Genomic DNA, 12520 nt, shown 5'->3' with positions numbered 1-12520 from the left:
GGGCAACTCAAAAAAGGCTAGCCGTCGCTGCCCTTCTCGTAGCGATCCAGCGCTTCGGCGGCCAGGTGCCGGCCCAGCTTGATCAGGCCCGCGGCGCGGTGGAATTCATAGGCGCCACATACCGTCTTGGGAATCTCGACCAGGATATCCGGTGGATAGCCGGCGATCTTGTACTTGGCCAACGTCGCCTGGGTGATATCGAAGGAACGCATCATCATGTCCAGCTTGCCCCAGGCAAGCTCCGGCGCGTTCTCATCGACCCGTTCAGGCTCGGCTGCGGATGGCGGCTGCTTGCCCTGGGTGACAGCGCCAGCCTCTGCCTGCGGCTCTGCCAACGCGTCTTCTCCCGACACTGGCTCGGCATCGCTGCTTTTCAGTGCCTCGAACTTCAGGCGCGAGGCATCACCCGGCGGCAGCGGGACACCGCCGACCGGACTGGCAAATGCCATGCCCTGCTGGTCCTCCAGCGCCTGCTCCTTCTCGGCAGAGAATATGCGCTCGGCCCCGCGACGCACTCCCCGCAGCCAGTCACTGAAACCACCGCCGCGCGCTTCCAGGGCGGCTTCGCGCGCCTCTTCCTCGGCGGCATCGGCCGGTGGCAGCATCTGCTCCAGTGTCTGGTTGCGCGGCGAATGCGCCGTGGCGTTGACCGCCAGCACCAGGTCGACGTGGGCGGCGACCAGCGGCGTGATCGGCAAGGGATTCATCAGGCCGCCATCCACCAGCACCTTGCGGTCGCGTTGCACCGGCGTGATCACCCCAGGCACCGCGATGGAGGCCCGAATCGCCTCGAGCAGATTGCCGCTCTGGAACCAGACCTCCTTCTGGGCGATCAGGTCGGTGGCGACGGTGGTGACCGCAATCGGCAGGTCCTCGATGCGCGTATCACCGATCAGGGCTTCCAGCTCATCCATGATGCGGCGCGCGCGGATGGCGCCCATCGGGCTCCAGGTGACATCCACCAGCCGCAGCACGTCGAAGTAATCCAGCTCACAGACCCAGTCGCGATAGGCATCCAGCTTGCCGGCGGCATGGATACCCCCGACCAGTGCGCCCATCGAGCAGCCCGAAATGGCGCGAATGTCGTAACCGCGCGCCAGCACTTCCTCGATGACGCCGATATGGGCATAGCCTCGGGCCCCGCCACTCCCCAGTGCCAGGGCGATGGTCTTGCGCTTGGCCATGGCATGTCTCCCGCTGCAGATGATGAAAGATGAACGGACGCGGCACGCGGTGCATCGCTCAGTGCGAGCTGATCCACTCGACGATGGCATCAGCGACCGCCGCCACATGGGCCGGCTCCAGATGCAGGTGGTGGCCGCCCGGCAAGACGCGACGCTCGAGCCTCTTCACGGCATCGCGCGCCTGCTGTGCCTCGTGCCTTATGGTCAGGATACCCTGCTCGCCCTCGATCAGCAGTACCGGTTGGGTCAACGCCGCCAATAACGCCAGCACCTGCTCCGGGGTGTAGCGCATCAATGAAGGCCGCAGCAGGCGGCGGTCACTTCTCAACCGCAGGCCACCGTCTTCCAGCACCTCGAGGTTGCGCTCGACGATCGGTCGCGCCGTATCGGCATCGATCGGCGTGACACCTCCCGCGACCCGCGCCGCCACGGCGTCCTCGACATGACGATAATGGGCACGTCGCGTGGCGGCGCGTCTGACCGGCTGCGCGTGGCGTGCCAGCAATCCGCGGCGCAGCTGATCGACCACCTCCGAGGCTGGCGTGGCAAGTGCGCCGATGCCATCGATCAGCACCAGTCGCGCGATATATTCCGGCAGCGCCGCAGCCACCTGCCCCGACACCGCCGCCCCCAGCGAGTGCGCCATCACCGTGACCGGCGCGCGCGGCAGCCCCTCGTCATACAGGCCTTCCAGTGCCTCGATCACATCGTGGCAGTAATCCCACACCGCATAATCACCGTGCTCACCCAGCGGACTCGAGAGTCCGTGACCGACCATGTCGATGGCGATGAGACGAATGCCCAGCCGTTCACACAACAGCGGTGCCAGGCGGCTGAAGCTGGCGGCATTGTCGAGCCAGCCATGCAGCGCCAGCCACGTCGGTGCCTGCTCGGCGTGCTCGGCAGGCGCCCACTCTAGGGCCGCCAGCTCTCCGCCCGTGCGCCGTGGGAAGCGACGCTCACGCAGCGAGACGTTGGCGCTCAGGGAAGCCTCTGCGATGTCCTGAATGGATTGATCAGTGCTCATGCTTGCCTCCCGGCCAGCAGGCCTGGCGGCAGTACATCCGGCGGCGCAAGGTCCGCGATGGCCGCCAGCAGCGCGGCGCGCGTCTCTTGCGGGTATTCAAAGGGGTACATATGTCCTCCCCGGACATGCTCCACCATCAGCCCGGCGCGGCGCAGGCGTGCCTGACGCGCCGGCGTGAGCAGATCAGACTGGGCGCCGGCCAGAATCCTGACCGGCACCGCCAGCTTCGCCGGCGAGCCTGACAGGTGATCGCTGAGGTGGCGGAAGATCTCGACCTCGTGACGGGTATCGAAGCTCAACGACAGGCTGCCATCCGCGTGACGATGGGTGGCGTTGTCGACGTAGTCGTCCAGCGCCTCTGGCGTGAAATTGGCGAACAGCGAGCGACGGCGCAGGTAATCCTGCATGGCCTGACGGGAGTCCCAGCGTGCGCGACGCCCGCGAGTGCGGCCTGCCGGCGTGACACGATCAATGAAGCCGAAGCGCTTGGCGACCTTCATGCCCAGCGCATCGCGGCCCAGCATCAACGGCGGGTCGAGCAGCACGAGGCAGTGAAAGCGTTCCGGTTGCTTGAGCGCCGCCATGTAATTGACGATGCCTCCCAGCGAATGCCCGACCCCGATCACCTTGCGCCCGGTGCCGCCCGCCGCGGGCAACGGCCCCAGCGCGGCGTCCAGACACGCCAGCCACTCATCACGCAGCGAGATCAGATTGTTGCCGACCGGATAGGCAGGGTCGTGCGCCAGTCGGTCCACCGGCAACAGATTGAAGTGCTCGGCCAGCGGCGCCAGCAGGCTCTTGTAGCAGGCACCGGTGAAGCCATTGGCATGCGCGAAGGCCAGCACCGGGCGCTCGGTGTCGGTATTCAGGCTGGCCGGGTCAGCGTCGCCCTGCTTGGACAAGGCCTGTTCGGGCCGGGGTTGCCGTGAGGTGGCATTCATCGCAAGGTCTCCTTACCACGGGCCGCCGTCCCTGACGCGCCCAGACAAACGGTTGTTTAAATACAGTCAACAGCATGCCAGCCCCGCCCCATGGGCGCTACTCCTCCCTTTGGCCCATGGAGCACCTCACTCCCCTTCCATGCCCGCCGGCACCAGCGCAGCGGCTGTTTCCGTGCTGGGCTCGGCTGCTTCCGATCCCGTCTCAGCTGCTCCTGGCTCAGGCAACGCCAAGGCACGACTGACCGCCAGCGCCGCCTGAACCGCGATAGCCGTGAGCTCAACGGGCTCGTCTTGGGGCACCCTCGCGCCCAGTGCCAGCAGCTGATCGCGCAGCGCGCCATTGACCTGTATCTCGACGGCATTCAAGCGCGCGACCAGTTCAGGGGGCCACCCCTTGCCGGAGAGCGTCAGCCGCGCCCAGGGCTTGCTGCCCGCCGCGATGGCCAGCACCAGCTGGGTGCGATCATTGAGCTGCTCATGCTGACGGTAATAGAGCGAGGGGCGCGACCAGTTGAGGGTCAGCGTCACGGCAGGCTGCCAGGCGTCTGGCTGGGCTGCGCCGCTTTCAGGCGTGGAGGCGCGAGGGCGCAGATCATTCTGCGTCAGCGGCGACAGCGCAGCGAGAATCTCATGGGCAGCGTCGCTGTCAGGTGCCAGGCCTCGCACCAGCGGCCCTTGCCGTGCTGACGCGTCTTGAGCAGACGCCGCCAGCGAGATGTCCATGCGACTCAGCGGCTTGTACACCGCGGCGTCACTGCGTAGCTCGGTGACGTCCAGCACCTCGCTGGGCGCCATGCCGCCGCGCCAATCCGGCAACCCGATATCGCGCGTCAGCTCCCAGATCGGTGCGCCATTCGCACCAGCCATGGCGGGGGAGCCTTTCACGTTCGCATCCGTGGGCGACGGCACCCACCGCACGTAACGCCCCGCCAACTCAGCACTACCCGCACCGCTCAGCTGCGTTGCCGCCGCGGGCCTGGCGCCCAGTTGCAGACTCACCTGAGCGCCGTTGCCCTTCACGCTCAGCAGCGGTGACTGCGCGCTGAAGCCCAGCGCCTCAAGTGCCTTGTCCGTGGCCGGCTTGCGCGTGCGCAATTGTGCCTCGCCCAGCTGACTCACCAGCGCCTCCACCTTGCCCTGGCGGGCAGGCCAGCCAGCCAATGAAGTGATCTGCCAGTCACCTGCAGGCCCACGCGCCAGACTCAACCAGTCCTGGCTGGGCTCTGTGCCATGTCGAATGCCGATGCGCTGCGCTGAGGCGGCCACCTGCGACAGCAGCGGCAAGGGCTGCAAGACGCCTGACTGGCCCGCGGTCACTGTCGTCAGCGCCTGGCTCATCAACGAATCACTTTGCCACTGCGCAGGGTCTGCCCCGCCCGTGGCGGCGCCTGAGCGCAGCGATTCCAGCAGTGACGGCCCTGCGGTAAGCGCCATCACCGCGGCCACGGAGACCAGCGCCGTCAGTGCCCATCCCGTCCGATTGAAGCGCCCCATCAATCACCTCCCGACTGGGTAGTATCGCCCGGTCTTGTCTTGCCTGAAGCCGCCTTGCCTGAAACTGACACGCCTGCGGCTGACTTGCCCGAGCCTGTCGAAGCGCTTGTGGCGGCGTCACTCGCGGAGCGGGCGCTGTGTTGTCCATTGCGCTGCTCATTGCGCTGTTCATTACGTTCTGCGTTGCGCTTCCCGCTGGGTTGCCCGTGGCCCGACAGACGCCCTGTCGACTGATAGCCCGCGCGACGGCTGGCGCGATAACGGCGCCAGCAGATCAGCTCGCCGAGCAGGCTCAACGCTACCGGCAAGGCCAGCAGCGTCCACAGGCGCAGCTCGCGACGCAGGGCATCACGCTCGGCATTCGCCTCACGCTGCTGACGTGACAGCGCGTCCTCGAAGTCATGCTGCATCGCCGCCAGGGCGTCGCTTTGCTGCGCGGCTTCGGCCTTGCCAGACACCGGCGACGCGCCGAGCGCACTCAGACGCGTCTGCCAATCATTGCGCAACCGGGTCTCCTCGGCGGCCTGATGATCGGCCAGTTGATGCAGGCGCGTCAGCTCGCGCACCTGATGGGCACGCGCGCGCAGGGCGACCAGCTCGGGGCTGCCTGCCAGCAGGTCCACGGCATTTTCCAGCCAACGCGCATTGGCATTGAGGGTCTGCTCGCTGCCATCCGCTGCCGTGCGTCGCCACAGACGGTCACTGGCCATGTCGACATCGCTGACCACCAGCAACTGGCCGCCCTTGGCGCCCGCCGCCGGCCACTGCGCCAGCACGGCCAGCCCGCCCGCCGGCGGTGTTCCCCCCGCCAGTCCCGACAGCGGACGCGGGTCCATACGGCTGGCGTGAACACGCGCCGCCGGAATCAGGCGCGCCTCATCGCTGGCACGAATCAGCCACTGCAACGGCGCGCCTTGCGCCCCTGGGCCTTTCGATGATGCGTCTGCTGCATCAGGCAGCGGCGCCAACCAGCCCGCGCTGGACATCACCAGTTGCTCGACATTGAGGTTGAGCGCGGCGTCCGACAGCTGCGCGGCACTTAGCCCGAGCAACGTCGGACTCAGCGCACGCGTGCCGTCCAGCAAGCCGATCGGCAAGGCCAGCTGCGCATCCGCCACCACCTCGCCCGCGCGTGATTCAAGCCCGGCGCGCGCCAGCAATGTCGTCAGCGCCTCGGAAGCCGGCGCCGGCTGATCGAGCATTTCGGGCAGCGGGTCCACCAGCATCAACACCCGGCCGCCATGCTCGAGATAGGCCGTAATGGCCTCCAGCGTCTTGACCGGCAACAGCCGCGGCGCGATCACCAGCAACGCATCCTGATCGGCGATCGGACGCGCGGCATCATCGCCGGCCGACAGCCAGTCGATGCGCAGGCGTGCATTGAGATGCTCCATCAGGCCCCAGCTGCCCAGCGCTCTGCCCTGCTCCAGACTGGGTTGGCCCATCACCGGCAAACGCGAGACGACGCCCAGGCGCGGCGGCTCGGTGCGCGAGACTTCCTGAATCTGGCGTGTCACCTGCGCTTCCAGCCCGCCGATATCCGCCGCCTTGAGCAGCGGAATGGCGCGGCGTTCGGCGTAGGGGCCATCCACCACCAGCCCGAACAGCATCTCTTCGCCGCCCGGCAATGACAGCGCGGTCAGGCCCTGCGCTTCGAGATCCGCGAAGTCGGCACTGTCCGGTGCAGGGTCGACACGCTTGAGGCGTATCTGCGGCTCACGCGCGAAGGCGGCCAGACGCGTCTCGATCCGTGTCGCCAGTTCACGCAGCTGCGGCAGATCGGCGGCGAAGCGTTCGCTGTAGGCGAAGGTCAGCGTGACCGGTGCCTCGAGGTCATCGAGCACCGCACGGCTGGCGGGGCTCAGGCTGTGCTGACGCGTGGCGGTCAGATCATGAGCGCGGGTGAGCGGATTGTGGCCGCCGGCCGTCAGCAGCGGCGGCAGGCGCACGCCGGCCAGCAATAGCGCGGTGACCGCGACCGCCAGCGCCGCCGTGACCAGCCACTGTGGCGCCTGCTTGCGTGCATGGCGCTCCTGACTGAGGCCGCGCGCCTGCAACACCACCCCAGCCAGGGTCAGCAGCAGGAAATAGCTGGCATCGAGCCAGGTCGGCCGGCCTTCACTGAAAGGCGTCAGATGCGCCGGCAAGCTGATCAGATCGAGCAGCTGCACCCAGTGCGGCGCCAGATGCTGAGCCAGCTGGCTCGTCACCGCAGGTGTGCCCGGCAGCATCAGCGCCAGACCCAGTACCAGCGCCCCGAGCCACGCCGACAGCGCAGAAGGCGCGCGCACCGCCAGCGCCTGACCGAGACTGGCCAGCGCCATCACCAGCAGCGCCATGCCCAGATAGCCGCTGAGCATCAGACCGAGATCCGGCGTGCCGAGCCAATGGATCAGCACCACCAGCGGCGCCGTCATCGCAAGCCCCAGCCAGCCCAGCACGCTGGCACTGATCAGGCGTGCGCTGGCCAGTCGCCATGACCCCAGCCCGAGACCGGACAGCCATTCGAGCAGGCCGTTGGCGCGCTCTTCCGGCCAGCCGCGCAGGGCCAGCAGCGGCGTCCACAGCACCAGCAACCAGGGCAACACCTGCCACAGCGAGCCAAGATCGGCGCGATCACGTGCCAGCAGATCGCCCACCTCGAAGGCTCCCAGCGGAGCCAGCACCGCCATCACCACCAGCAGCGACCAGCTGGCACCCTGCGTCAGTGCCTGATGCAGGTCACGGCGGACCAGCGCGAGAACGGCCCTCATGACGACACCTCCTGATCTGCGCGCGGTGTCTGCTTGCGCATCGGCAGCGGCGAGGGCTGCTCCGCCATGCGCGTCACCAGCTGGCGGAACGCGACTTCGATATCGCCCCGTTCGTGGACGCATTCATCGAGGCGGATTTCCATGTAGCTGCACCAGCGTGCCAGCGCGGGGCGCGGGTCCTGGTGGAGACGCCCGGCCAGACGCAGCACGGCGCCGGTCGAGACCACCAGCGGCGACTTGTCACGCGCCATGGCATCGCCGGGCTTGACGGGCGTGATGGCCGCCACGCCCGGCAGGCGCGAGACACTGGCCAGCTCGCGCTCGCTCAGGGCCCGACTCAGCGTCACTCGCCATACCGGCAGGCTGGAACTCGCCCCATACCCCGCGCCGTAGCGCGAACGGCTGCCACCCAGGATGCCTTCGCTGACGGAGGTCGCGGCCAGCGCCTCCGGCGTGTCATCGAAGCCCAGCTGGCCATTGGCCATGACCAGCACGCGGTCACAGATACGAGGCACTTCCTCCAGCAGGTGGGTGGAGACGATGATCAGTCGCTCGCGCCCCAGCTCGCGAATGAAGGCGCGCACGCTGTCCTTCTGCAGCGGGTCCAGCCCATCGGTGGGCTCATCGAGCAGCAGGATGTCCGGGTCATGGGTCAACGCCATCGCAAGTGCCACACGCCTCCGATAGCCTTTGGATAACACTGCGCACAATTGATTGGCGAAAGGCGTGATATCCAGGCGGTCCATCAATGCTGCAAGACGATCATTGCGCACCTTGCGCGACAACCCATGCAGACCTGCCACGCACTCCAGACTCTCGCGCACCGTCAGCTGCGGCCACAGGGGCGCGCCCTCCGGCAGATAGCCGATGCGACGCTTGAGGCGGTTGAGCTGGCGCTGACTGGCTCGACCATCGAAGGCCTCGCCTTCCAGCTCCAGCTGGCCCTGGGTGGCGGCGAGCGTGCCCGCCAGCATGCGCAGGCTGGTGGTCTTGCCGGCGCCATTGGGACCCAGCAGACCGATGACTTCACCACGCGAGGCCGTAAAGGTCAGCCCGGTGACGGCCTGTTGCTGACCGAATTGACGCCCGAGCCCACGACTGACCAACAGCGCCGGAGAGGCGGACGGATCGTCAGACGCGCGCGCGGGAGCTGCAGCAGAGCGAGCTGCCACAGAACGAGTCGCAGCAGAGGGCGCCGCGTCAGAGGGCGTCGCGTCAGAGGGCGTCGCGGCAGAAGATGACGCAGAGGTCGTGTATGGGTCCTGCAAGATACCCGCTCCTTGTACTTTTCTTGATAGGGGCAATGCGCTGCCGGGGCTGATGGTTCCGGCAGGTGATCATGAGGCCGGAAGATAACCGTGGCCCCGGCAGTTAACCGTGACAGATGACAATGCAGCGCACAGGGTAAGCGGACAGCCTGCGCTCGCCAAGCAGGAGTGCGCGCACAGTCGCCGCTCGCGCGGTTATGGCGGCTATTCCGCCCTTTGCCGGCCCTCAAGGCGCGTCGCGGCGCCGGTCTTCTCGATCATCACATCCGCCCGCGCCCCTGGTTGGCGGCATGCGATCAACGCGACCTGATACCAGAGCTGATAGCGGAACTAGCACCGGAGCTGATGCCCGAGCTGAGCGACTATCCCTAAGTCTAAGGAAAGCCTGATATGCTGGGCGGATGACAGGCACGCGCCGTTGTCAGAGCGCCTTGCTGGCCGGTCGTCTGCCCGCCAGAGCCTTCACACGTTGAGCCTTCACCCGCTGAGCCTTCATTCGCTGAGCCAACATTTCACCTTGCTGGACAGGACCCCTCGATGCCCAAGCATGACAAGCAGTCCGCCACCTCCTCGCCGTCTTCCAGGCCGCGTCGCGATACCCGCCTGCGCAACGGCCTGTTCTGGGCCTTGCTGGCAGCGGCCTTGATCACGGGCTTCTGGCTGGCCTGAGCCAGGCCGCCGCGGCAGTTCACGACGGGGCTGATACGACAGCTCGCAACGGGCCGCCGCGGTCGCGCAACGCTCGTCAGGCGCTGACCAAAAGCCTCACCAGACAGACCGCAACACTCACAGGACAAGGGCGGAAATGAGCGAGACTACTTCATGAACGACATGCTGGCGCTGTTCGTCGCGACCCTGAACGTCACCGTTCCGGTCTTCGCGATGGTATTTCTGGGCCTGGGCCTCAAACGTCTTGGCTGGATCGATGACACCTTCATCGGCACCGCCTCATCACTTGTGTTCAAGGGCACCATGCCGGCGCTGGTCTTCCTCTCCATCGTGCGCGCGGACCTGGATCACGCCCTGCGTCCGGGCATGCTGACCTACTTCGCGCTGGCGACACTGGGCACCTTCCTGCTGCTGTGGGGCTGGGCGATCCTGCGCGTGCCGAGAAAGGAACGCGGCGAGGTGGTCCAGGGCTCGTTTCGCGGCAACTGCGCCATCGTCGGGCTGGCACTGGCCGCCAATCTCTATGGCGATCTCGGCCTCTCGATGGGCGGCATCCTGATGGGCGTCGTCATCCTGTCCTACAACATGCTGTCGGTAGTGGTGCTGTCGAGCTATCTCGGCGATGGCCGCACCAGCTGGAGTGGCATCGCGCGCGGCATCATCACCAACCCGCTGATTCTCGGCGTGCTGGCCGCCCTGCCCTTCGCGGCATTCAGCTGGCAGCTGCCCGAGTGGCTGGAGACCTCCGGCGACTACTTCGCGCGCATGACGCTGCCGCTGGCATTGATCTGCATCGGCGGCACCCTGTCGATGCGCTCGCTGCGTGAAGGCCGCAAGCTGGCGCTGAGCGCCAGCCTGATGAAGATGATCAGCGTGCCACTGCTGGCGACCACCGTCGCCGTGCTGCTGGGCTTCCGTGGCACCGAACTCGGAGTGCTGTTCCTGTTCTTCGCTTCGCCGACGGCGGCGGCAAGCTTCGTGATGGTGCGGGCGATGGGCGGCAATGACCGCCTGGCCGCCAACATCATCGCCATCAGCACTCTAATGGCGGGCATCACCATCACGGCAGGCATCTTCGTGCTCAAGCTGAGCGGTCTGGTCTAGCAGCAGCGGTCTGGCTGCAGGCCAAAACGAAACGCCCCCGCCAGTGCAGACTGGCGGGGGCGTTTCGTTGTGGCTCAATGGTTGCGGCTCAATGGTTGTGGCTCATGACAGCCGCGCGTGACTTACGCCAGTTCCGCCGGACTCACGAACTGGTGCAGATCCGCCAGGCCAGCGGCCCAGACATCGGCGTCCAGCCAGGCGAGACTTGCGGTGGCAAAGGCCAGCTGGGTACTGCCGGGGCCATCGACCAGGGCGCTGGCCAGATTCGAGACCAGCGGATTGTGGCTGATGATCAGCCAGTCACGCGGCTCGCGCCCTTCAGAGGTGGGCGGCACATGGGTCTGCAGCCAGTCGAGTACCGGCGTCAGCGGGTCATCCGGGGTGATGATCTCGAGCGTGGTCTGCTGCTCACCACTCAACTCCAGCGCCGAGGAGATCTCCTGGGCGGTCTGCTGGGCGCGGGTAAACGGACTGACGACCAGCGTCAGGCGCGCACGACGCTCAGCGGGCAGCTGATGGGCCAACCAGCGCCCGATGCGGCGCGCCTCTTCGCGGCCATATTCACTCAATTCGCGGCTGGGGTCCGGCGTGCCGGCCTGGGCCTCACCGTGACGCATGATCAGTACACTCATGACATTCTCCTGAAAAGATGACTGCCGCAGCGCAAGCGCTTCATCACTCGCTCTGTCGCTGCGGCCGATGACCAGGGACTCGCCAACCGGAGCGTTGCACGAGTCAGACAAGGGGATGGCGAAACACGTTCCATCACCCGCTACCTGCTATGAGTCCTCAGGAGCCGTCGGGTTCCAACTGCCGCGCCTGCTGCACCGACTCACGCGACAGCACGAATTCCACATCGCTGGATTGCTCACCGCCCATCAGCGCGCGGGCCATGTGATGCGGGTCGACATTCTCGAACAGCACCTTGGCCATGCCACTGACCAGCGGCATGTAGATGCCCAGTCGCTCGGATTCATCCTGCACCAATCGTACGGTGTTGACACCCTCGGCGACCTGTCCCAGCACCTCGACCGCCTGGTCGAGGGTGCGCCCTTCTCCCAGCGCGTAGCCGACCCGATAGTTGCGCGACAGCGGCGAGGAGCAGGTCACGATCAGATCGCCAACGCCGGCAAGGCCGAGGAAGGTCATCGGATTGGCGCCCTTGGCCACGGCGAAGCGGCTCATCTCGGCCAGCGCGCGGGTCATCAGCATGGCGCGGGTGTTCTCGCCCATGCCCAGAGCCGCGGCCATGCCGGCCGCGATGGCGTAGATGTTCTTCAGCGCCCCGCCCAGCTCGACGCCGTAGCGATCATTGCTGGCGTAGACACGGAAATAGTCGCAGCCGAAGGCCGTCTGCACGCGAGCGCGGGTGTAGGCGTCGTCGGAGGCGATCACTGTGGCCGTCAGCTGCCGCTGGGCGATCTCGGCCGCCAGATTGGGGCCAGACAGTACGCCGATGTGCGTGAAGCCGGTTTCCTGCTCCAGCACCTCGCTCATCAGGGTGAAGCCTTCGCTCTCGATGCCCTTGGTGGTGGCCACCAGAATCTGCCCTTCACGCAGGTGAGCGCGCGCCTGACGGACCACCGTACGGAAGGCCTTGGAAGGAATCGCCACGCAGACCAGCTCGGCCTCGGCCAGTGCATCGGCCATGTCGGTGGTGGCATGCACCGAGGCATTGATCTCGAAGCCCGGCAGATAGCCCGAGTTGCGGTGCCGGGTGTTGACCTCCTCGGCCTGGCTGGCATCACGCATCCACTGGGTGACGCTGGCACCGTTGTCGGCGGCAATCGAGGCGATCGCGGTCCCGAAGCTGCCGCCACCCAGCACGCAGACATTGAGTCCCACCGCCTGAGGGGTCGTTTCGCTTACCTCGCGATCACGAATGGCCCGACGAGGTGAAGGGGTAGTGGCAGACATGCTGACTCCTTGGATGACGATGTGCTCAGTGAATGGCAGGCATTGTACTCATAGTTTGTCAGAGAATGCTGAACAAGAGATGTCTGCGCAGACCTCGTGGCCAACGCAGGGGGCTGCGCCTGGGTGACGCGCCTGCCACGCGCGCCTCGCAAGCAATCGACCG

At 66.6% G+C, this 12520-nt stretch carries 10 protein-coding genes; 2 read left to right on the top strand and 8 right to left on the bottom strand.

The genetic code is table 11. The features are described from left to right. Positions 1-17: 17 nt before the first annotated feature. From HA399_RS05025 to HA399_RS05000, 6 genes are all read right to left on the bottom strand, one after another. On the bottom strand, positions 18-1184 hold the full coding sequence (locus HA399_RS05025) for a patatin-like phospholipase family protein (protein WP_404326276.1): 1167 nt from the start codon (positions 1182-1184) through the stop codon (positions 18-20). Positions 1185-1242: 58 nt separating this feature from the next. Next, positions 1243-2211: an alpha/beta fold hydrolase gene (locus tag HA399_RS05020; protein WP_404326274.1), complete on the bottom strand. Its 969-nt coding sequence runs from the start codon at positions 2209-2211 to the stop codon at positions 1243-1245. Next, entirely contained in the window at positions 2208-3152 is a 945-nt protein-coding gene (locus tag HA399_RS05015) for an alpha/beta fold hydrolase (protein WP_404326272.1), read from the bottom strand. Before HA399_RS05015 ends, HA399_RS05020 begins: the two co-directional genes overlap by 4 nt. Before the next feature lie 126 nt (positions 3153-3278). Continuing rightward, complete coding sequence (locus HA399_RS05010; RefSeq protein WP_404326270.1) at positions 3279-4646, bottom strand: hypothetical protein; 1368 nt, start codon at positions 4644-4646, stop codon at positions 3279-3281. Further along, the gene (locus HA399_RS05005; RefSeq protein WP_404326269.1) at positions 4646-7399 is read right to left on the bottom strand and encodes a Gldg family protein; all 2754 of its coding nucleotides are present in this window, start codon (positions 7397-7399) and stop codon (positions 4646-4648) included. The genes HA399_RS05010 and HA399_RS05005 overlap by 1 nt, the downstream gene beginning before the upstream one ends. Next, positions 7396-8571 carry an ABC transporter ATP-binding protein gene (locus HA399_RS05000; RefSeq protein ID WP_404326268.1) on the bottom strand — a complete coding sequence of 392 codons (1176 nt, stop codon included), beginning with the start codon at positions 8569-8571 and terminating at the stop codon, positions 7396-7398. Before HA399_RS05000 ends, HA399_RS05005 begins: the two co-directional genes overlap by 4 nt. A 633-nt stretch (positions 8572-9204) precedes the next feature. Here HA399_RS05000 and HA399_RS04995 point away from each other — a divergent pair. Both HA399_RS04995 and HA399_RS04990 read left to right on the top strand, forming a co-directional pair. Further along, a complete protein-coding gene (locus tag HA399_RS04995) occupies positions 9205-9336 on the top strand; it encodes a hypothetical protein (protein WP_263643036.1) in 132 nt (43 codons plus the stop codon). A 153-nt stretch (positions 9337-9489) separates the two neighbouring features. Next, complete coding sequence (locus HA399_RS04990) at positions 9490-10440, top strand: AEC family transporter (protein ID WP_043335541.1); 951 nt, start codon at positions 9490-9492, stop codon at positions 10438-10440. A 122-nt stretch (positions 10441-10562) separates the two neighbouring features. On the opposite strand, the gene sixA is transcribed toward HA399_RS04990, so the two are convergent. After that, positions 10563-11072: a phosphohistidine phosphatase SixA gene (sixA, locus tag HA399_RS04985; RefSeq protein ID WP_054554945.1), complete on the bottom strand. Its 510-nt coding sequence runs from the start codon at positions 11070-11072 to the stop codon at positions 10563-10565. A 157-nt stretch (positions 11073-11229) separates the two neighbouring features. Continuing rightward, complete coding sequence (locus HA399_RS04980; protein WP_404326266.1) at positions 11230-12357, bottom strand: NAD(P)H-dependent glycerol-3-phosphate dehydrogenase; 1128 nt, start codon at positions 12355-12357, stop codon at positions 11230-11232. Positions 12358-12520 lie beyond the last annotated feature (163 nt).

Source organism: Cobetia sp. UIB-001 (assembly GCF_044789135.1).
Taxonomy (GTDB): Bacteria; Pseudomonadota; Gammaproteobacteria; order Pseudomonadales; family Halomonadaceae; genus Cobetia; species Cobetia amphilecti.
This window is presented reverse-complemented; position numbering and strand designations above follow the sequence as displayed.

Excerpts from the sequence above, each read along its gene's own strand:
- HA399_RS04990 (WP_043335541.1), top strand. The coding sequence starts at position 9,490 with ATGAACGACATGCTGGCGCTGTTCGTCGCGACCCTGAACGTCACCGTT.
- HA399_RS05025 (WP_404326276.1), bottom strand. The coding sequence starts at position 1,184 with ATGGCCAAGCGCAAGACCATCGCCCTGGCACTGGGGAGTGGCGGGGCC.
- HA399_RS04995 (WP_263643036.1), top strand. The coding sequence starts at position 9,205 with ATGCCCAAGCATGACAAGCAGTCCGCCACCTCCTCGCCGTCTTCCAGG.
- HA399_RS05020 (WP_404326274.1), bottom strand. The coding sequence starts at position 2,211 with ATGAGCACTGATCAATCCATTCAGGACATCGCAGAGGCTTCCCTGAGC.
- HA399_RS04980 (WP_404326266.1), bottom strand. The coding sequence starts at position 12,357 with ATGTCTGCCACTACCCCTTCACCTCGTCGGGCCATTCGTGATCGCGAG.
- HA399_RS05015 (WP_404326272.1), bottom strand. The coding sequence starts at position 3,152 with ATGAATGCCACCTCACGGCAACCCCGGCCCGAACAGGCCTTGTCCAAG.
- HA399_RS05010 (WP_404326270.1), bottom strand. The coding sequence starts at position 4,646 with ATGGGGCGCTTCAATCGGACGGGATGGGCACTGACGGCGCTGGTCTCC.
- HA399_RS05005 (WP_404326269.1), bottom strand. The coding sequence starts at position 7,399 with ATGAGGGCCGTTCTCGCGCTGGTCCGCCGTGACCTGCATCAGGCACTG.
- sixA (WP_054554945.1), bottom strand. The coding sequence starts at position 11,072 with ATGAGTGTACTGATCATGCGTCACGGTGAGGCCCAGGCCGGCACGCCG.